The 20,553-nt window shown below is 46.0% G+C and carries 15 protein-coding genes and 1 rRNA gene; 14 read left to right on the top strand and 2 right to left on the bottom strand.

Translation table 11 applies throughout. The annotated features are described in order from the left end of the window. Positions 1 to 46: 46 nt before the first annotated feature. The 12 genes from L5M40_RS14750 (at position 47) to L5M40_RS14695 (ending at position 16,723) form a co-directional block, all read left to right on the top strand. Complete coding sequence (locus tag L5M40_RS14750; protein ID WP_263146359.1) at positions 47 to 3,463, top strand: chromosome segregation protein SMC; 3,417 nt, start codon at positions 47 to 49, stop codon at positions 3,461 to 3,463. Positions 3,464 to 3,486: 23 nt separating this feature from the next. Further along, positions 3,487 to 4,560: a cell division protein ZipA gene (gene zipA, locus L5M40_RS14745; protein WP_113940764.1), complete on the top strand. Its 1,074-nt coding sequence runs from the start codon at positions 3,487 to 3,489 to the stop codon at positions 4,558 to 4,560. 103 nt (positions 4,561 to 4,663) lie between these two features. Continuing rightward, a complete protein-coding gene (ligA, locus tag L5M40_RS14740; protein ID WP_263175577.1) occupies positions 4,664 to 6,721 on the top strand; it encodes an NAD-dependent DNA ligase LigA in 2,058 nt (685 codons plus the stop codon). Between the two features lie 248 nt (positions 6,722 to 6,969). Then, the gene (locus L5M40_RS14735; RefSeq protein ID WP_131523553.1) at positions 6,970 to 7,455 is read left to right on the top strand and encodes a DUF2919 domain-containing protein; all 486 of its coding nucleotides are present in this window, start codon (positions 6,970 to 6,972) and stop codon (positions 7,453 to 7,455) included. A gap of 222 nt (positions 7,456 to 7,677) precedes the next feature. After that, the gene (locus tag L5M40_RS14730; protein WP_263146366.1) at positions 7,678 to 8,883 is read left to right on the top strand and encodes an HD-GYP domain-containing protein; all 1,206 of its coding nucleotides are present in this window, start codon (positions 7,678 to 7,680) and stop codon (positions 8,881 to 8,883) included. 56 nt (positions 8,884 to 8,939) lie between these two features. Then, positions 8,940 to 9,803 carry an NAD(P)-binding domain-containing protein gene (locus L5M40_RS14725; protein ID WP_198572821.1) on the top strand — a complete coding sequence of 288 codons (864 nt, stop codon included), beginning with the start codon at positions 8,940 to 8,942 and terminating at the stop codon, positions 9,801 to 9,803. Positions 9,804 to 9,924: 121 nt separating this feature from the next. After that, positions 9,925 to 10,545, top strand: coding sequence for a thiol:disulfide interchange protein DsbA/DsbL (locus L5M40_RS14720; protein ID WP_173244167.1), 621 nt, complete (start codon positions 9,925 to 9,927; stop codon positions 10,543 to 10,545). A 632-nt stretch (positions 10,546 to 11,177) separates the two neighbouring features. After that, positions 11,178 to 11,444, top strand: a complete 267-nt coding sequence (locus L5M40_RS14715) for a DUF4212 domain-containing protein (protein ID WP_006082142.1) — start codon at positions 11,178 to 11,180, stop codon at positions 11,442 to 11,444. Between the two features lie 11 nt (positions 11,445 to 11,455). After that, positions 11,456 to 13,192: a sodium:solute symporter family protein gene (locus L5M40_RS14710; RefSeq protein WP_028760955.1), complete on the top strand. Its 1,737-nt coding sequence runs from the start codon at positions 11,456 to 11,458 to the stop codon at positions 13,190 to 13,192. Positions 13,193 to 13,390: 198 nt separating this feature from the next. After that, the gene (locus tag L5M40_RS14705) at positions 13,391 to 15,238 is read left to right on the top strand and encodes a DUF294 nucleotidyltransferase-like domain-containing protein (RefSeq protein WP_263175573.1); all 1,848 of its coding nucleotides are present in this window, start codon (positions 13,391 to 13,393) and stop codon (positions 15,236 to 15,238) included. A 1-nt stretch (position 15,239) separates the two neighbouring features. Beyond that, positions 15,240 to 15,926 (top strand): exonuclease domain-containing protein, encoded by a 687-nt coding sequence (locus tag L5M40_RS14700; protein WP_263175572.1) that lies wholly within the window; start codon positions 15,240 to 15,242, stop codon positions 15,924 to 15,926. Positions 15,927 to 16,129: 203 nt separating this feature from the next. Continuing rightward, the gene (locus tag L5M40_RS14695) at positions 16,130 to 16,723 is read left to right on the top strand and encodes a lecithin retinol acyltransferase family protein (protein WP_263175630.1); all 594 of its coding nucleotides are present in this window, start codon (positions 16,130 to 16,132) and stop codon (positions 16,721 to 16,723) included. 88 nt (positions 16,724 to 16,811) lie between these two features. Here the strand turns inward: L5M40_RS14695 and L5M40_RS14690 are convergent, their stop codons facing one another. Both L5M40_RS14690 and L5M40_RS14685 read right to left on the bottom strand, forming a co-directional pair. Further along, the gene (locus L5M40_RS14690) at positions 16,812 to 17,879 is read right to left on the bottom strand and encodes a ketoacyl-ACP synthase III (protein WP_028760951.1); all 1,068 of its coding nucleotides are present in this window, start codon (positions 17,877 to 17,879) and stop codon (positions 16,812 to 16,814) included. 91 nt (positions 17,880 to 17,970) lie between these two features. Continuing rightward, a complete protein-coding gene (locus L5M40_RS14685) occupies positions 17,971 to 18,642 on the bottom strand; it encodes a GntR family transcriptional regulator (protein WP_028760950.1) in 672 nt (223 codons plus the stop codon). 467 nt (positions 18,643 to 19,109) lie between these two features. On the opposite strand from L5M40_RS14685, the gene gmhB reads away from it, so the two are divergent. Together gmhB and L5M40_RS14675 are read left to right on the top strand one after the other, a co-directional pair. Then, complete coding sequence (gene gmhB / locus L5M40_RS14680; protein ID WP_263175571.1) at positions 19,110 to 19,658, top strand: D-glycero-beta-D-manno-heptose 1,7-bisphosphate 7-phosphatase; 549 nt, start codon at positions 19,110 to 19,112, stop codon at positions 19,656 to 19,658. A 640-nt stretch (positions 19,659 to 20,298) separates the two neighbouring features. Next, positions 20,299 to 20,553: ribosomal RNA gene (locus L5M40_RS14675) — 16S ribosomal RNA — on the top strand; the annotation flags it as partial.

Below are 20,553 nucleotides of genomic sequence, written 5' to 3'. Positions count from 1 at the left end.
TTGGCTCATTTTCGGGCCAGACTTCAGAGACGCGCTAACTGGCACCATGAGATTAAAACAGATAAAACTTGCCGGCTTTAAGTCGTTTGTCGATCCTACGAAAATTCCTTTTTTACAGGCATTAACCGCCATTATTGGCCCAAATGGCTGCGGTAAATCGAACGTGATCGATGCCGTGCGTTGGGTGCTCGGTGAAAGCTCGGCGAAGCACCTACGCGGTGATTCTATGGCCGATGTGATATTTAACGGTTCAAGTGCGCGAAAACCTGTGTCTGTGGCGGGTGTTGAACTTATTTTTGAAAACAAAGAAGGTCGCCTCGCGGGTCAGTATGCCAGTTATGAAGAAATTGCCGTTAAGCGTCAGGTGAGCCGCGACGGTGAGTCTTGGTATTTTCTCAATGGTCAAAAGTGTCGTCGTAAAGACATTACCGACTTGTTTATGGGCACAGGTCTTGGCCCGCGCAGTTATGCCATTATCGAGCAAGGCACTATTTCCCGCCTGATTGAATCTAAACCCCAAGATTTGCGCACCTTTATTGAGGAAGCCGCTGGGATTTCCCGCTATAAAGAGCGTCGGCGCGAAACTGAAAACCGTATTCGCCATACCCGCGAAAACCTCGAGCGTTTGGGCGATATTCGCAGTGAACTCGGTAAGCAGTTAGATAAACTCGCGCAGCAGGCTAAAGCCGCTAAACAATATCGTGAGCTTAAACAGGCCGAGCGTAAGACCCATGCTGAACTCCTTGTGATGCGCTATCAAGAGTTGCAAGCTCAGATGGCGAGCCTATCTGAGCAGATAAGTGCTATTGAAGTACAGCAAGCGGCGGCGCAGTCACTCGCGCAAACAGATGAATTACAAACCACTGAACTGCAAGTGCAACTCGCGCAATTGGCGGAGCAAGAGCAGCGAGCCGTTGAAGCCTATTATCTGACTGGTACTGAAATCGCTAAGTTAGAGCAACAGCTACAGAATCAAAAGCAGCGCGACGCCCAGCTCGAAACCCAGTTGGCGCAAGTCAAAGAGCATATCCAACAAAATACCGACAAGCTTAACGGCTATAAAGCGAGTCTTAGCGCGTTGGAGCTTGAGCTTGCCAAACTTGGGCCACAGCATGATGAGCAACAAGAGCTCATGGATGAGCTGCAATCCCAATGGGAAATGAGCATAGAACGCAGTCAGCAGCAGGCCGAAGTGGCGCGCCAACAGGCAGCGGATGTTTCTCAGCATAAGTTGCAGCTTGAACTACGTCGCAGCCAGTTAGCGCATCAGCAGCAATTACTGCAACACAAACAGCAGCAAAGTCGTGAGCAGCAGGCGCAACTTTCGGCGTTAATGGACGGTGATCTCGCATCGAGTATTACACCATTGCAGCAAGATATTGAGTCTTTGGATGATGCGCTCACACTGCAAAATGAAATTAATCATCAGCAAGAACAAAGTGTAAGTGCAAGTACGCAAGCCTTAGATGAAGCCCGTCATAGCGCTGAGCACATTCAGCAGCAATTAACCGCGACTAAAGCGCGCCATGAGCTGGTTGAACAGTGGTTGACTAAGCAAGAACAGCAGAGTGATAAACCGCAGTTATGGCAGAGTTTAACCGTTGAAAATGGTTGGGAAACAGCGGCGGAACTCGCCCTAAATGGCTTGTTGACCTTGCCCGTTGGCGTCACTGAAACTGAAATGGGGTTTCAAGCGTTAGCGTCACAATCAAGCCAAAGTGAATTTTTACAGGCTAAGGTGAATCTCGCCCCTTGGTTAGCGGGGCTTAAGTGGGCAAAGGATATCCATGCAGCGAAAGAACTGCTGCCACAGCTAACATCCGATCAACGGATTGTCACTGCCGACGGTTATCTACTGGGACAAGGTTTTTTAATCACGAAAACAGAGGGCGCCCAGTCACTGGTGCAACTCAGTAAAGAGCAAGCTCAGTTAGCGCAAAATATCCTCGATTTGCAACAATCCCTGCAGATTCGGCAAGACAAGATGACAGATCTTGCGGCTATTTTGCAGCAACAAAGACTGCAACTGACCGATGGCGCGCAAAAATTACATCAATGGCAGTTAGACAAAGCGACTAAGTCGATGCAGCTTAGTGGTTTAATCGAGCAAGTGAAGGCGCGCGTCGAACAGCAAAGTAAACTCGACGCGGCTTTAAGTACGAGTTTGATTGATATTGAACGCTTAAGCGAGCAATACGAATTATTAGCAGAACAAGAAATGGAGCTCGATGAGACGCTGCAGGCTAGTGAAGATATTCAGCGGCAACTCATCCAAGACACACAGGCTGATAGTGTGCGCCATCAAGCATTAAAAGGGCGTATTACTGAGGTAGAACGTCAATTATCAGCCACTGCGACGGGTTTGCAAGCCGTGACGATGCGCATGGCCGTGAGCACGGAGCAAATTGAATTACAGCAAGTGCGTGTCAATGAACTCATCCACTCCCGCGAGTCTGTGTTAACAGAACTTGCCAAAGTTGCCCAATTGAGTGGGGTGCAAAATAGTGTGCAGCTGACTGAGCAGTTAACGCAGTTACTAAAGCAACAACATGAGCAACAACAGGGCTTAAAAGAGGTTCGTCAGCAGCAAAGTGTGCTCACAGACACATTAAACAGTATAGGAATAAAGCAAAAACAAGAGCTTGGTAAGCTTGAGGACTTGACTCAAAGCCTGAGCACGTTAAAGTTACGTCGTGAAGGAATAAAAGGCCAAGCGAATAGTCAGCTGGAAGCCTTGCAGGAACAGCAAATCATTCTGTCTGAAATCCTTGGAAACTTGCCCGCAGAGGGGATGCCAGACAAGTGGCAGAGTGATTTAGATCAAATACGGCAGAAAATTGTTCGTTTAGGTGCCATTAACCTTGCGGCGATCGAAGAATTTGAACAGCAAAGTGAGCGAAAATCTTATCTTGATCATCAAGATGACGATTTAAATAAAGGGCTTGCAACCTTAGAGGAAGCGATCCGTAAAATAGATAAGGAAACCCGAAGCCGCTTTAAGACGACATTTGACTCAGTCAACGAAGATCTCGGACGCTTATTTCCGAAAGTGTTTGGTGGCGGCCGAGCTTATTTAGCGTTAACTGACGACGATTTGCTAGAAACGGGCGTGACTATCATGGCCCAACCACCGGGGAAGAAGAACAGCACAATCCATCTTCTTTCGGGTGGTGAAAAAGCATTAACCGCTTTATCATTGGTATTCGCCATTTTTAGGCTGAATCCTGCTCCCTTCTGTATGTTAGATGAAGTGGATGCGCCATTAGACGATGCCAACGTAGAACGCTTCTGTCGATTGCTAAAAGAAATGTCACAGAGCGTACAGTTTATTTATATCAGCCATAACAAAATAACCATGGAAATGGCGGATCAACTTATTGGCGTGACTATGCACGAGCCCGGTGTGTCTCGTATAGTTGCGGTAGACATAGAGCAAGCGGTGGCGATGGCTGACGCTGGATAACTAGAAGAAAGACAGGGTAACCAATGGAAGATTTGCAACTAGTATTGTTCGTTTTAGGCGCCATAGCCATAGTTGCTGTGCTGGTGCATGGATTTTGGTCTATCAGAAGACAACAGCCTAAGTCATTGAAAGATAGCCCAATGAGCAACTTTTATAAGAAACAGGCTGAGAAAGGTGAGCCGAGTCCGAAGCGGATCGATTCAGAAGGGTTTGATGCCGATGGTATTGGCGCCGTACGCGTGCGCAAAGCCGGTGAACTTGCACCTAACAACGAAACTCCTGCGACCAATCCTTATTTGAAGCAGGAAGTAAAGCTAGAACCTAAGCCTGAATTTAAACCACAAGAGTTTAAATCAGCAGAATTTAAACCAGAGTTGAAAGTTGGCCCTAAACACGAGCCTGTAACAGCTCAGCCTGATTTTAGCTTGCAGCCACCCGTGGCAAAAGAGCAACACCGTGGCCCGAAAGTCTCGCGTCAAGAGCCCGTTTTGAACACTCAAGTGAGCACGCAAACTCCGCCAATGGGTCAATCTCATGCGGCTATCGTCGCGCAAAAAGCGGCTGAGCAGGAACATGCGTTACGTAGTGCAGCTCCGCAGCAAACGGCCTTGTTTGACGAAAATGAATATAAAGAAGATAGCTATCAAGAAGAGGTTGTCGAACAAGCCGCTGAAGATGAGTTAGGTGAACCACGCGACGTACTGGTATTACACGTGGTCGCTAAAGAGGGTCTACAGCTTAACGGAGCCGAATTGCTACCTTGTTTCTTAACCTTGAATTTTAAATATGGCGATATGAATATTTTCCATCGCCATGTGGATAATGCTGGCAATGGTAAAGTATTGTTCTCGATAGCGAATATGCTAAAGCCTGGCGTGTTTGATCCGGATAATATGGAGCAGTTCAGTACCCAAGGTGTGGTGTTTTTCATGACTTTGCCTTGCTACGGTGACGCCCTAATGAATTTCTCGATTATGCTTAACTCGGCGCGTCAACTCGCGGATGATATCGATGCAGTCGTGCTTGACGGACAACGCCAACCTTGGGGTGAGTTCACTAAGCAAGATTATTTACACCGCATTCGCGCTAACGCTTAAGCCGACGCCGCAACTTGGCGGTTAATACATTGATGAGGCCGCGATTGCGGCCTCATTTTTTGTGATCTACTTTTTGTGATCTAAAGAATTCTGGATAAAGAATATGCAAGACATTCAAATCGATACACTTCTGTCTAAAGACGTCACCCCAGAAAACGCATCGCAGGTGATGCAGGCGCTCAGCCAATCGCTGAACGAGCACAACATTCGTTACTATGTGGACGATGCTCCGAGCATTACCGATTCTGAGTACGACAGGTTGATGCAGCGTTTACTCAAGTTAGAAGCCTTGTATCCCCATTTGATTGTCGCTGATTCACCGACTCAAAGGGTGGGCGGATTGGCACTGGCTAAGTTTGAGCAAATCACGCACCTTAAGCCTATGTTGAGCCTAGATAATGCCTTCGATGAGGCGGATTTCAGTGCTTTCCATAAGCGTGTCACCGATAAAGTGGGTGAGGTGAGTTTTTGTTGTGAGCCTAAACTTGATGGCCTTGCCGTGAGTATCTTGTATCGCCATGGTGTGCTCGAGCGTGCGGCGACGCGCGGCGATGGTTCAGTGGGTGAAGACATCACTGAAAATGTTAAAACCATTAAATCGATCCCGCTTAAATTACGCGGTCATGATTTTCCCGAACTCGTTGAAGTGCGCGGCGAGGCTTTTATGCCAAAAGCCGCTTTTGAAGCTTTGAATGATAGGGCGCGCGCCAAGGATGAAAAACTTTTTGTTAATCCGCGTAACGCAGCAGCCGGTAGCTTGCGACAACTCGACAGTAAAATTACTGCTGCCCGTTCATTGGCTTTTTATGCCTATGCGCTCGGTGTAGTGGATCCCGATTCCCATCCGTTAGCTAAAACCCATTTTGAACAGTTGCAACAGCTTAAGTCGTGGGGTTTACCCGTAAGTAGTGAAATCAAAGTCTGCGCTGAACTAAGCCAAGTCTATGACTACTACAAAGACATTCTTACTCGTCGCGGCGATTTAGCCTTTGAAATTGATGGCGTAGTGATGAAAGTTAACGACATTGCCCAGCAGCAACGTTTAGGTTTTGTGGCTAAATCACCCCGCTGGGCGATTGCTTATAAGTTCCCCGCACAGGAAGAAATGACCCAACTTGAAGGCGTTGATTTTCAAGTGGGCCGCACAGGTGCCGTGACGCCAGTGGCACGCTTAAAGCCAGTGTTTGTTGGCGGCGTCACTGTATCAAATGCGACGCTGCACAATGCCGATGAAATTGCCCGTTTAGGCATTAAGGTCGGTGACACTGTGATCATCCGCCGCGCTGGCGATGTTATCCCACAAATTGTTGCCATAGTGCCTGAAAGACGCCCTGAAACAGCGACAGACATTGTATTCCCACACAATTGCCCTGTATGCGGCAGTTTAGTCGAGCGCCTAGAAGGTGAGGCTGTGGCTCGCTGTAGCGGTGGTTTATTCTGCGAAGCGCAGCGTAAAGAAGCGATTAAGCATTTTGCATCCCGCAAGGCTTTAGATATCGATGGTATGGGCGACAAAGTCGTTGAGCAATTGATTGATAAAGAACTCGTCCAAAGTCCTGCGGATCTGTTTAAGCTCACCGCTTCTATGATGACTATGCTTGACCGCATGGGGATGAAGTCGGCAACCAATTTAGCTGCCGCGATTGAAGCAGCCAAAACCACCACTCTCGCGCGTTTCTTATATGGCTTAGGTATTCGCGAAGTGGGCGAGGCGACGGCAGCAAACCTGGCGGCGCACTTTGCCAGTCTAGATGCGCTGCGGGAGGCAACTGTGGAGCAGTTAACTGAAGTAGAAGATGTTGGTGCTGTCGTTGCCCAGCATGTGGCCCATTTTTTTGACCAGCCCCATAACCTTGAAGTTATTGATGCTTTAGTTGCTGCTGGTGTTCATTGGCCCGCCATTCAAGCACCTAGTGCAGATGCTCAGCCGCTTAAAGGCCAAACTTGGGTATTGACTGGCACCTTAAATCAGCTCAATCGCAATGATGCTAAAGCGCAGTTGCAGGCGCTGGGGGCGAAAGTGGCAGGCAGTGTCTCCAAAAATACCGATTGTTTAGTGGCAGGTGAGGCGGCAGGTTCAAAACTGGCTAAAGCGCAGGAGCTTGGTGTTAAAGTGATGGATGAAGACGAGTTGTTAGCCCTTCTCGCCGCGAACGCTTGATTGGCGTCATTTCAGAGAGGGCGTTGGCTTGATGTTGATTCAATGCCGGCTGTAGCGGCTGCAGCCTTGTATCAAGGGGTGAATACCGCCGAATAGCCGATATTAAATAGTGCCTGGCCCAAGGCGCTATTTTTTTGTCTGAAAATAATCAAGGTGCGGAAAGATTATCTGCTTTGGCTATTGAATTAACTGCGATTGGCACCATCTCCTTAATATGCTGTTTTAGATTTTGCTGATTGGAAACCTATTTGAATTTTAGTCACATCACTTGGCTCGATGATAAAGGCCACATTAAACCGCCCATCTTTTTATATGCGCTTTTGGCTTATCTCGCGCGTGGTTGGTGTATTTTTATCGCCTCGCTGACTCAGATGGGTGATCGTTCTGAGTTAGTGCGGATTTTTTACCCTGAAAAGTCAGATTTTTTGCTAGCACTCGGGGCGGGACTTGGCGCGGTTTTGATTTATCTTGTGGTGATAGCTGAACGTCGACGTTCGCCCCAATGGTTAAGACCGATTTTTGTGCATTTAAAATGGGGGTTGTGGTTGCTGTTGATTATTGATGGCGTCTTGTTGGGTCAGCGATTGATCCATGGCCAATTTCTGTTTCATTGGAGTCTTGCTTTAGATGCTTTAATGTTGTTTTGGTCGAGTATTTATCTTATTAAATCGAAGCGACTCAGTTATTACCTCCGTGATTGGCCAAAAGAAGAAGCTAAAGAACTTCAGCCTTAGTTTTTATCGTATTGTTATATAATAACTTTATTTAGAACTGAGCGGTGGGGCACATGACGATGTGTTCTATCCCTCAGTTTGATAAGGATTTTTACCTTATTTCTCCATTGAATGCTTTGAATCATCTATAGTTATATGTACTTAGCTTAAATGTGCCCTGTGGGATACGCAGATGAGGTCATCTGTTTATATCCACATTACATTTGAAAGGAGTCATATTGCGTGGCAAAAGTACCTCAAAAAAAGTTGTTACTGTCAGAAATTCAACTTGGCATGAGAGTCAAGTTGCCTTTGTCATGGACGAACCACCCTTTTTTATTTAACCGTGTTGATATTAGCAGTGCCGCTCAAATCGAAATGATCCGTGGCTTAGGCGTCCCCTATGTTTTTTTGTTATCTGAATTGAATCCCGGATCGGAGACTGTTAGGGAAGATGAGGATGTTGAAGATGAAATTGAAGTTCCACCTGAGCGAGATCTTAAGGCCGATACCCGTAAGGCGATACGTTTAAGCCAAAAGCGTTTCCTTGAGAATGTAAATAACTGCCGAAATGTATTTGGCAAGATAGCCAGTGATCCCGAAGGTGCCTATCGATTGTCGGCGTCATTGGTAGAAGACTTGCTAAGCCATTTGCAGGAAGTTGAAAAACCTTTCCTCACTTTGGTCGGAATGGATGATAACGATGTCAGTGTGACCCAGCACGGGGTCTCTGTGGCAGTATTAGCAATGATGATGGGTCATGCACTGGATTTAAGCCCAAGGGAACTGCGTGATATTGCTCTTGGTAGTTTGTTACATGATATTGGAAAACTTAAGGTACCTGATGTTATTCGCCGTAAGCGCGGAGCCTTAACACCTCATGAGTCAAATTATCTGCAAATGCACCCTAATTTCGCCTATGACATGCTCAATCGTTCCGGATTATTCCCTAAAGAAGTACTCCACATTGTGCTACACCACCATGAGTTTATTGACGGTTCAGGTTTCCCTGATGGGTTAACTGATCATAAAATTCCTATCATTACGCAGATCGTGAGTTTGGCAAATGACTACGATCAACAGCTCAGTGGTCAACAAATATCCTCCCCTCAAGTCGCTTTAGGTTATTTGTTTAAGAATCGGGCCACTAAACATGCCGAATCTTTAATCGCTATTTTGGTTAAAATTCTCGGTATTTATCCACCAGGAACCATAGTGAAACTCTCCGATGGCTGTATCGCAAAAGTCATGATGACGACTAAAGATGTGAGTCAACCCCAAGTGTGGGCCTGCAAAGAGGATGGTAGTGAGCCATCGCTGCGTTTTTTAAGTAATGAAGGCGTGACAGTACAAAAAGCCATCAAGGCGGAAGAGTTGTCCGAGGGTGCTATTCGTACCTTACAAGTCGATAAAGGGATTAGTTTTTATTTTAGTTCGCTACAAGCTTGAATCTTATGCGCTAAGTTCCGTATTCTATCCGCTGATGTGATTCCCTTAGGGCTAATATGGCGAATGTAAAAGCAGAAAACAGTGCAGTAAAATCCAGTGTTGCTTTGGTCGGTTGTGGTTGGTTTGGTTTTGCTTTGGCAAAGCAACTTGTCCATGAAGGCTATCGAGTCACTGGCTGTAAGCGCAGTGCCGAAGAATTATCGGTATTAACTGAAGTCGGGATTGAAGCCTATCCGCTGCAATTGGGCCACGAAGCATCATCTGCCCCCGATGCTCAGGCGTTAAGCGGTTTATTTCAGACTGATTATCTGGTGGTCAATATTCCTCCACGGCTAAAGCGTGGTAATGCTGCTTATCTTGAAGAATTACAACAACTCATCGCATTAACTCAAGGCTGGCAATATCAGCGGATTGTGTTTATCAGCACTACGGGCGTATATCCGACCCAAGATAAATTGATGACAGAAGCCGATGCGATGGCAGAATCAAGCGATAGCCAAGTGCTGTTAGATGCTGAAGCTTTATTTCAAGCATTGCCCCATACCTGTATCGTTCGTTTTGCTGGACTCGTCGGTCCTAAACGTCATCCTGGGCGTTTTCTTGCTGGAAAAACCGATGTGAGTGGAGCGAATGTCGCGGTAAATTTAGTCCATCTTAGCGACTGTGTGCGCGCCGTTAGCGCAATTCTCGCGGCAACTCATTCTGGATTATCAGTGGCGCCGATTTATAATCTTTGCGCACCTTCACATCCGACTAAAGCTGAGTTTTATCAAGCTGCTGCCGAATCTCTAGGTTTAGTCGCGCCAGAATTTAATCAACAATCTATGCCGAGTAAAGTCATCCAAGCTGACGCGATTGTCACAGATTTAGGCTTTCGATATCAGTATGTTTCGCCGCTGGATATGCTAGCGGCATGTTGAGAAAGGTTCATTACTGTAAAAGGTAAAAGTCGAACTTTTAGGTTATCTTTGGGTCCCAAGTTTGCTTGAGCAAATGTGTAATCCTTATTTAAACAAACGACGAATAAAAAGAGACAATATAATGAGCGTGTTTAATCGAGTTCGACCTATAGCAGTATTTGCGTGCGGATTAATGCTGAGTGCCAGCTTTGCCCTGCAGGCTGCAAGTTTCGAAGAAGGCAAGGATTATGTCACTGTGGCGGGCATTACCGAAACGCAAAAGCCAGTGCTGCGGGAGTTTTTTTCTTATAACTGTACACATTGCTATAAGCAAGAACCGCTCATTGAGTCGACAGTAAAGCTGCTTGGCAAAGATGTGGCCTTTGAGCGTACCCCCGTTGGTGCAGGTCGTCCCGCTTGGGAATTGAGCCAGTTTGCCTATTATATGGCGCAAAAATTAAAGATGACTAAGCAAACCCATGGTGCCATTTTTAAGCAAATTCATGAGAAAGGTGAGCAATTTACCACCCTTGAGCAAGTAAAAGCCTTTTTCATTGCCCAAGGCGCTAGGGTGGATGATGTCGATGCCGCGATGAATTCCGTCGATGCTAAATTCACCCTAATGAATTATGACTCTCAAGCTGAGCTTGCTGGGATCAAGGGGGTACCGTCATTACTGGTTAATGGCCGTTATATGCTGACCTCAACCGCACATACCGCAGAAGAATTGGCGGCGTTAGTGAAGTTTTTAGCTGCGAAGTAACGGCATTTTATAGACGGACGGCGCGCGATGTATCATGCGATGAAAGTTGCTTGTTGCGAGTAACGCTTAGTCACGTTTCCTCAAGGTAGATTGAGTAACCCAGCATAGGCTGGGTTATTTTTTGTTGTAAACCTGCAAGGTGACTGTGAGTCAAACCCTAACATTTTGACGAAATAACATGATGAAATAAAACGGTAAGCAATTGGCCTGACCTAGGTTTGATGAGAGATTTAACGTCTCTAATTAATTGAGGAACTCATGATTAGAATTCTCAATAATCTAGGCTAAAAATCTTAAATCATCTGATTTTTAGCCAGTCTAGAGCTGTATTAAAGGTCATTTAAATTTCTAATTTCCCTAGTTCAGACAATAAGTTATTTCTATTTATTGGATGAAAATCCTCTTTCTCCATTCACATCCCACTCATTCATGTTCGACATTGGTCTAATCTGTTTAAAAAGTTAAAACCGCATCAAAATGTAATATCATTGTTAACTCTTTGAATTTGTTTCTGTTCGCTATTTTCGGACAGTGTTTTGAATCACGGGTTAGACGAAAGTCGTGATTGTGCTCACACCAGCTGTTGCTAGATTAAACATGACTTAAAATTAAAACAGGACAGGGGAGTCACTATGGGTTTTGAAAACAACGACAAGGCAAAGGGTTATTGGCGCGAGAATATTCGTCTCGTACTGAGCTTATTAGCCATTTGGGCGGCAGTTTCTTTTGGATGCGGCATTTTATTGGTTGATGTACTCAATGAAGTCCATTTCATGGGATTCAAATTAGGTTTCTGGTTTGCACAACAGGGATCTATGTATGTATTCGTTGCGCTTATCTTTGTCTACGCGGCAAAAGCCAACGCCTTAGATAAAAAATATAACGTACAAGAAGACTAAGGAGCTTTGAGATGGATGTTCAAACACTCACATATATTATCGTAGGGCTCTCATTTGCGCTCTACATTGGGATTGCAATCTGGACCCGTGCGGGTTCAACCAAAGAGTTCTATGTTGCTGGCGGCGGTGTTCACCCTGTGGTGAACGGTATGGCAACGGCGGCAGATTGGATGTCAGCGGCGTCATTTATTTCGTTAGCGGGTATTGTGTCTTTCGTCGGTTACGATGGTAGTGTGTACTTGATGGGCTGGACGGGCGGTTATGTATTGCTTGCTCTTTGTATGGCACCGTATTTACGTAAATTTGGTAAGTTTACTGTGCCAGATTTCGTCGGTGAGCGTTATTACTCACAGGCGGCACGTACAGTCGCGGTTATCTGCGCTATCTTTATTTGCTTTACGTATATTGCAGGGCAAATGCGTGGCGTGGGTGTTGTGTTCTCGCGTTTCCTTGAAGTGGAGGTGGATACTGGCGTATATATCGGTATGGCGGTCGTGTTCTTCTACGCGGTACTCGGTGGTATGAAAGGGATTACCTACACTCAGGTTGCCCAATACTGCGTACTGATTTTCGCCTTTATGGTTCCGGCTATTTTCCTTTCAGTGATGATGACGGGCCACTTAGTACCGCAAATAGGTTTTGGTGCTGAGTTACTGGATGCCGCTGGCAATAATAGCGGTGTATATTTGTTAGAAAAACTCAATAACGTTTCGGTTGAGCTCGGCTTTGCACCTTACACCGACGGTTCTAAGAGCATGATAGATGTGTTCTGTATTACGGGTGCCTTGATGGTGGGGACTGCGGGTTTACCCCATGTTATCGTGCGTTTCTTCACTGTACCTAAGGTGAAAGATGCACGTATCACTGCCGGATGGTCGCTTGTTTTTATTGCGATTATGTACACCACAGTGCCTGCGTTAGCAGCGTTCTCCCGCGTGAACATGATTGAAACTATTAACGGTCCCGATTCTAAAGGTGTGGCTTATGAGTCTGCACCAGATTGGATTAAGAACTGGGAAAAAACCGGTTTGATTAAGTGGGATGACAAAAATGGTGACGGTAAAATTTACTATTCGTCAGGTAAGATTGAAGATCCCGCTAGCAAAAATGAAATGAAGATTGATAACGATATTATCGTACTTGCTACGCCAGAAATCGCTAATTTACCAGCTTGGGTTATCGCCCTCGTGGCGGCGGGTGGTTTAGCTGCTGCATTATCAACATCTGCAGGCTTGCTATTGGTGATTTCAACGTCGGTTTCACATGACCTATTGAAAAAGAATTTAATGCCTAACCTTTCCGATAAAAAAGAGCTGCTATACGCTCGCTTGGCGGCAGGTATCGGCATTGTGATTGCGGGTTACTTTGGGGTGAACCCTCCTGGTTTCGTGGCGGCAGTGGTGGCATTCGCCTTCGGATTAGCGGCTTCCTCACTGTTCCCTGCCATTGTTATGGGTATTTTCTCTAAGACAATGAATAAAGAAGGTGCGATTGCCGGTATGTTAACGGGTCTACTGTTTACTGCAGGTTATATCATCTACTTCAAGTTTGTTGATCCAACGGCTAACATAGCTGCTAACTGGTTCCTGGGTATTTCACCAGAAGGTATTGGTATGGTAGGCATGTTAGTGAACTTCGGTGTGGCAGCGATAGTCAGTCGAGTCACTGCGGCAACACCACTGCATGTTCAGGAGATGGTTGAATCGATTCGTTTCCCTAAAGGTTCGGGTGAAGCAAGCGGCCACTAACCTTACTGCATAATGGTGAGTACCAACACAAGAGAGCGCTTCGGCGCTCTTTTTTATGGCTCTTTTGGCCTGCCTTTATGACTCTGTGGGGAGTCACTTTATTATGCTTGCGGCTGACTTTAGTCGAATGTAGCGTAGCGACAATGCAGGCTATAGTGATGACATCTCAGTAAAAATTCGCCTAAAAAGGTGTTGCCTATGAATGCCAGTGAGTTACAACCCGTAGTGCAATTTCTACAGGGACTTGTGCCCTTTGATGCTCTGCCTGAGGATGTCGTCGTGCGCTGCGCTAAGGCTGTTACTGTTGGGTATTACAGCAAGGCCTCTGGTTATGTTAATTTCGACGCGAATTCGCCTAAGTTGTATATGGTGCGTAGCGGCGCCTTTGAGGTGCGCGATCCTGACGGCATGTTGGTGGATAGAGTGGGCGAGGGTGAGTTTTTTGGCTTTTCTACTTTGTTATCAGGGGAAAAAGTCGTTAATAAAGTCGCTATTCTTGAAGACGGTCTAGTTTATCATCTGCCCCAAGCCTTGTTTGATAGCCTTAGGAGTGAGAGTCGTCACTTCGATAAGTTTTTTACCCGCGCCTTCGCAAAGCGTTTACGCCATGAGGCCCGCTTTAAGGCAAAGGATCTGACGACCACAAGTCGGATAAGTACCTTGATGTCTTCCACTCCCATCGTTATTGATGCCCAAGCTAGCGTGACTCAGGCGGCACTCTTGATGCGAAATCGCCGAGTATCGTCCTTATTGGTGACGGATAATCATAAATTGGTTGGCATCTTAACCGATAAGGATTTGCGTAATCGCGTGTTAGCTGCAGGGCTTGATGGCAACGTTGCTGTGCATCAAGCCATGACGGTTTCACCTATCTCGATTTCCTCCAATGCATTGATTTTTGAAGCCATGCTGCTGATGAGTGAGCATAACATTCATCACTTACCTATTATCGATCAAGATAAAGCTATCGGTATGGTGACCAGTACTGACATCTTGCGCGGGCAGGGCTCACAACCGCTACTGTTGATTGGTGAGATTGAACGGCAGCAGGATCTTGCCAGTTTAATTGGTGTCAGTAAGCAAATTCCCCTATTGCTGCAAAATCTTATTAGTGCCGATGCCAGAGCTGAAGAAATTGGCCGAGTGTTAACCTCTGTGACCGATGCGCTGACGCGGCGATTAATCTTGCTCAATCAACAATTGCTTGGTGAACCGCCAATGGCCTTTTGCTGGTTGGCATTTGGCTCCCAGGGACGACAAGATCAGGCTGCGTGTTCAGATCAAGATAATGGCTTGTTAGTCGCAGAAGAGATGGATGATTTTGCTAAAGGTTACTTTGATGCCTTAACCCATGCCGTGTGCGCAGGGCTTGATCAATGCGGTTATGAATTTTGTACCGGCAATATTATGGCGCAAAATCCTCAATGGCGGATGTCACTCAAACAGTGGCAACAGGTATTTGAAAAATGGGTCATAACGCCTGAGCCTAAGGCGTTAATGCACGCCAGCATCTTCTTCGATATGCGATCGGTTTACGGTCCACAAACCCTGTTTGATGCCTTACAGGATAAAGTCTTAGCTCAAACCCGCGATAACGATATTTTCCTCGCGGGTATGACTGGCAATTCGCTGGTGGAGTCACCGCCGCTAGGATTTTTCCGCAAATTTGTACTCGAGCGGGATGGTAGTGAAGTTAAAGGCATAGATTTGAAGCATAAGGGCAATGCTTTGATTAACGATATTGCCCGTGTTTATGCCTTGTCTGCGGGCATTAAAGAAGTGAATACTGCAAAACGTATTCGTGCCTTGATGGATGCGAATATCCTCAATCGACAAGATGCGCTCAATTTGGCTGATGCCCACGAGTTTATCGCTCATATGCGGTTATCGAACCAAGGTTATCAACATAATCAAGGGGGAGAGGTGAGTAATTATTTGCTGCCTGGGCATTTATCTTCGCTGGTTCGTCATCAGTTACGTGACGCTTTTAAAGTCGTGCATGAGGCGCAGGCGGGGATGAAGATGAAATTTATGCGAAGTTTTTGATATGAATATATTGTTGCTGAAAACTCAGCTCAATTGGCGGGCGCTGCGTTGCCAACATCATTTATTTAAAGGCTATTATCAGTCGCTGTTGCCTCTGCTGGCAATGCCGTTATCCGAAGCGCCGTTAACGGCGATGGATTTGGAGATGACAGGGCTCAATCCACAGCAAGACCAAATTCTCAGTATTGGATTGGTGCCGATTGAGCGCGGTGAGATCCCGTTGGCACGCGCCGAACAAAAGTTAGTACAAATTCGCGGTAGTGTAGGCCAAAGCGCGACGATCCACGGCATTCTTGATAATCATTTGGTACAAGCCGTCACCATTGAGGAAGCCATGGGCTGGTTTATCAATCAAACCTATGGACGCGTGCTGGTGGCACATCATGCCCCTTTAGATTGTCGTTTTTTACAGCAGGATTTATTGACGATTTATCATCAAGCCCTTGTTTTACCTGCAATCGATACTTTAATGGTTGAAAAGCACCGTTTACTACGGGAGCACTCAGTGATTAAAGAGGGGAGTTTGCGCCTTGGCGCTTGTCGCGAGCGTTATGGTTTACCTATTTATGCGGCCCATAGCGCGCTGACCGATGCCTTAGCTTGTGGGGAATTATTACTCGCGCAAATGGCCGCCATGGGCGGTGCAGCAAAGCTTACTGTGGCTGATTTACTGCAAAAATCGACTTAGTCAGTGTTAACAGAAATCACTCTTTGTGGTGAGTGAATCCATTTGAGATGGATTGATTTCACTTTGATTTCATCTTAGGTTAATCACTGACAAGCTAAACTCAGTTGACATTTAATCCTCTGTTCGAATTCAACCTGCCGTTAACTTGGCAATCCAACCAACTTGTACTTCACTCTACTAAGTTGAGTGTGTAGGAGAATATGATGCCGTTACCTTTACTTTGGGTGGGTGGTGCCGTAATCGGTGCGGTTTTGCTGGCCGATGAGCGCGAGCAGCGTCAACAGCTTGAGCGTGACAGATTACTCGGTAAGGCCCCTAAGTACCCCGTTGCCAATCGCGCTATGGTGGCACCGCCGAGTCAATGGCAAAAGGGATTAAAACAAGTATCGCCAATTCCTGGGAGTATCGTCTGTTGTTATGTTTTTGGTGTGATTGAGCATACTGGCATTTGGCTTGGTGATGATTGCCTCGTAGAGTTACATGGCTCAGGGCTGGTGCGGGCTGTATCGGTAAAGCGTTTTTTAGCGGGACGGACCGGTAGCCAAATCTATCTTGCCTGTAATCACCAACATCAGCCTCTTATTGCCGACTCTGTGTTGCCCCGCGCTGAACAGGCGATTTATCAGTATCGGGAATATAATTTATTCGACAATAATTGCCATCGATTTGTCTGGTCTTGTATTAGTGGCAGCGAAGGCGTGATTAAAGGCTTTAACGAGTTAAATCAAAAACTCGCCGAACATTTTAATCAAGCTATCTATTGGGATGAGATGATCATTAGCAAGCTGAATGAATAAGTTCTGTAGTCATATACTAAAAAAGCCATCGATTAAGATGGCTTTTATGTTTTAGTGAAACACTATGTAATCGTTTTGCAGAAACCGTTTACGGCTTACAAAAATAATCTACAGCGCGTTTGACTAACTCTATGCCTGTTTTATCGCAAGGCGGTAACTCGGCATCACTGATATTGATAGGTGTGACGCGATTTCCCCATTGCAGCAAGAGTGCGGCAGAGGTTAAGCCTGCGCCAAAGGCACAAGAGAGTATGGTTTGATTCGGCTTGATAATGCCTTGTTCTAACGCATCACAAATGGCAATTGGAATCGTCGCCGCCGAGGTATTGCCATAATTAGCGATGTTCACGAAGGCTTTTTCTTTCGGGATTTTCATTCGGCTAACTAAGGTATCAATAATACGTTCGTTGGCTTGATGCGGGATCACGAGATCCACTTCATCCTTATCAACACCACATTTTTCAAGCACTTTAGTGCTCAATTTATTCATTCCGTTAATCGCACGCTTGAAGATTTCTTGGCCATCGAATTCAATGAAAAAGTCCAATGAGTCGGCTGAGAATCTGTCCATCGCCGTGCCAAAGCCTGCTTTCAGAATATCACGACCTTCAGGATCGTTATTTAGCTCATAACCGAGCACGCCACCGGCAACATCTGTCGCTTCAACCACAACGGCACCCGCACCATCACCAAATAGCACTGCAGTTTCGCGGCGCGACCAATCTAAATAGAAAGATAAACGTTCAGCACCAATGACTAATACTTTCTTGCTCTGGCCACTCTTGATTTGTGAGCTGGCTAAACCTAAGCCATATAAGAAGCCACTGCAGGCAGCATTGATATCGAATGCTGCACAACTGGCGCCAATATTAGCTTGTACAGTGGATGCAATATTTGGGATCAAAGTGTCTGGGCTGGCACTGGCAAGAATGATCATGTCGATTTCACTGCCATCAATACCTGCTGCTGCGAGCGCACGTTGTGCTGCAACTGAAGCAAGTTCAGAGGTATTTACATGACTGATATGGCGCTGGCTGATCCCTGTGCGAGATTTAATCCATTCGTCGGATGTCTCGATAAAGGTCGCAAGATCATCGTTGGTCAGCGTGGCTGGTGGAACACATTTGCCCCAACCAGTGATAGTGGCGTACTGCATGGTGGTTTCTCTCAAATAAAAAAGGCAGAACCTGAGCGCTGCCTTGAATCGACAACAAAGCTTATCGGCAACTCTAATGGCCGTCCGTGATCTAGACCACCTGTTTGGCGACGAGATCTCGAATTGTCATTGCGGCATGCAGAATATGATGACGCAGTAGCGCCGTCGCTTTTTCTGTTTCTCTCAGTTTGCAGTGGTTGAGCAAAGCCCTGTGCTCATGCTCTGCGGCAGGAATTCCCCCCGCGAGCAATAACTGCAAACGAATGTATCTATCACAATTAGTATTGAGGCCGTGAACAACCTCAAGGGTGTGTGGGCGATTAGCCGCCTGATATAAGCAAGTGTGAAATTGCGTATTCAACTCGCTCCAACTGGCGACGGCATCTTCATGTTTGAAGGCCGACTCCAATTGTTCGAGTACACGTTCTGCTTTTTCTAAATCAGCCTCTTGAAGTCGTGGGATCGCTTTCGCAAGCAGATCGGTTTCGATCATTGCACGTAATTCAAAGAGTTCGGTGACTTGTTCGACGGATAAAACGGTCGCAGTCGCACCTTTATGGGGCTCAAACTTAACGAGTCCTTCAGCTTCGAGTTGCAATAATGCTTCTCTTACCGGAATACGGCTGACATTTAACGCTTCAGCCAAGGCACTTTGTCTGAGGGGTTCTCCTGCGGCTATGTCACCTGAAAGAATTCTCTCTCTGAGCACTTCCACAACTAACTGGGTGCGGGTTTTGTGGACGATAGGCGTAGTTCGACTCATTATTTCCGTCTATTTCGGGTATTTTCTCGTTATTTGCCCAAGATTACCGTTAAAAACACCACAAATAAAGGGAAATGCTTGATTGAGTGCAGCATCTAAGAGACTAACAATGTCCAAACGACGGGGTTTTTTGTGGTTTTCTCTTACGATTTGAAGCGCATTACTTGCGAGTGGCTTCGATGGTAACAGTGGCAATTATTTGTAAAAACGCTGTTCAGCTTCTTCGATTGAGTATTTTGATTAAAACAGTGCCATTACACATTCCATTGCTGGATTTTTTGGACTCTGATTTGGTGGGACAATTGCTATCTCGCATAGACACAAGCTGTACATATAGATTTGCCTGTACAGCCACGAAATATCACTAACGCGCAATTTAGCGCTAAAAGCATAACTTCGCGGTGCAATTTCTAATAATGAATGGAATAATAGCGCGATAACGCCTTAGGCGATTTGGGAGTATTACAGTGAGTCGAGCAGTATTTTTAGACCGTGATGGTGTGATTAACAAAGACCATGGTTATGTCCACCTAGTGGATGACTTCGAATATATTGACGGTGTGTTTGAATCTTGCCTCTCTTTAAAAGAAATGGGCTACAAGTTAGTTGTCGTCACTAATCAATCCGGTATTGCCCGTGGCATGTATACTGAAGACCAATTCCACAGCTTAACGGAGTGGATGGATTGGAACTTTGCCGACAAAGGGGTCGAGCTCGATGGTATTTACTATTGCCCGCATCATGCCGAGAAAGGCATCGGGGAATATAAGGTTGATTGTGATTGCCGTAAACCTAAGCCGGGTATGCTCAATGATGCGGCGCAATTCTTAAAAATCGACTTAGCGAACTCAGTCATGGTTGGCGACAAAGCCGAAGATATGCAGGCCGCGGAAGCTGCGGGCGTGACTACTCGTATATTAGTGCGCAGTGGTAAGGTTATTGCTGATGACAGTGATGCCACTGTGGTACTCGACAGTATTGCCGATGTGCCAGCTTACTTAAAAAGCGTGGGTTAGTTGGAGTTCTACTACTTATAATCAGTTCATCATGGGCTGATTCGTCAACCAAGGTTGCGATATAAGCGGTGCCAGTTGTTGCTCTTGTTGGATAGAAATCAGAAGTAAAGCTATTTCGCATGAGATAAAGAGCTAACCAATAGGTTGGCTCTTGTCATTTCTAGCGCTGAGTTAACCTCATCTTTTGCCTTAATTCGGCAAAAATTCGATAATATTGGCGTTAAAACACACTTTTAGTTTGAAAAGTGTGCGATTGAATCGTTTTTTCGTAATTATTCGCGCCAAAGGGGTTGCGGTAAAATCTGACATCCCTATAATGCGCATCCACTGACCCAGCGGGGTCAAGGGTTAAACGCTGAATAAGCTGATAACCACGCTCTTTAACAATTTATCAAGCAAATCTGTGTGGACACTCGCAGGTGTTGAGTTAATCGAAACTGCTTAGCCTTCGGGTTAGTAGTCAAAAATTTAAATCAATGTTTTCAAGTCATTCTCCTTAACGGGAAGCATGATTGAGTGTTCATAGTAATATGTACATACAGTAATGTATGAATTGAAACGCAATGCTTCTTAGTGAGCAAAGCGAATCAAAACAGTAGAATTCATTGAGCCGTTTGACGTCAGTCAAACAACAAAACTTTAATTGAAGAGTTTGATCATGGCTCAGATTGAACGCTGGCGGCAGGCCTAACACATGCAAGTCGAGCGGCAGCGCAAGGGAGTTTACTCCTGAGGCGGCGAGCGGCGGACGGGTGAGTAATGCCTAGGGATCTGCCCAGTCGAGGGGGATAACAGTTGGAAACGACTGCTAATACCGCATACGCCCTACGGGGGAAAGGAGGGGACCTTCGGGCCTTCCGCGATTGGATGAACCTAGGGATTGGATGAACCTAGG

This window comes from Shewanella sp. SM68, assembly GCF_025653925.1.
Taxonomy (GTDB): domain Bacteria; phylum Pseudomonadota; class Gammaproteobacteria; order Enterobacterales; family Shewanellaceae; genus Shewanella; species Shewanella oncorhynchi.
The sequence above is the reverse complement of the archived record's forward strand: the minus strand, read 5'-3'. Positions and strand labels throughout refer to the sequence as shown.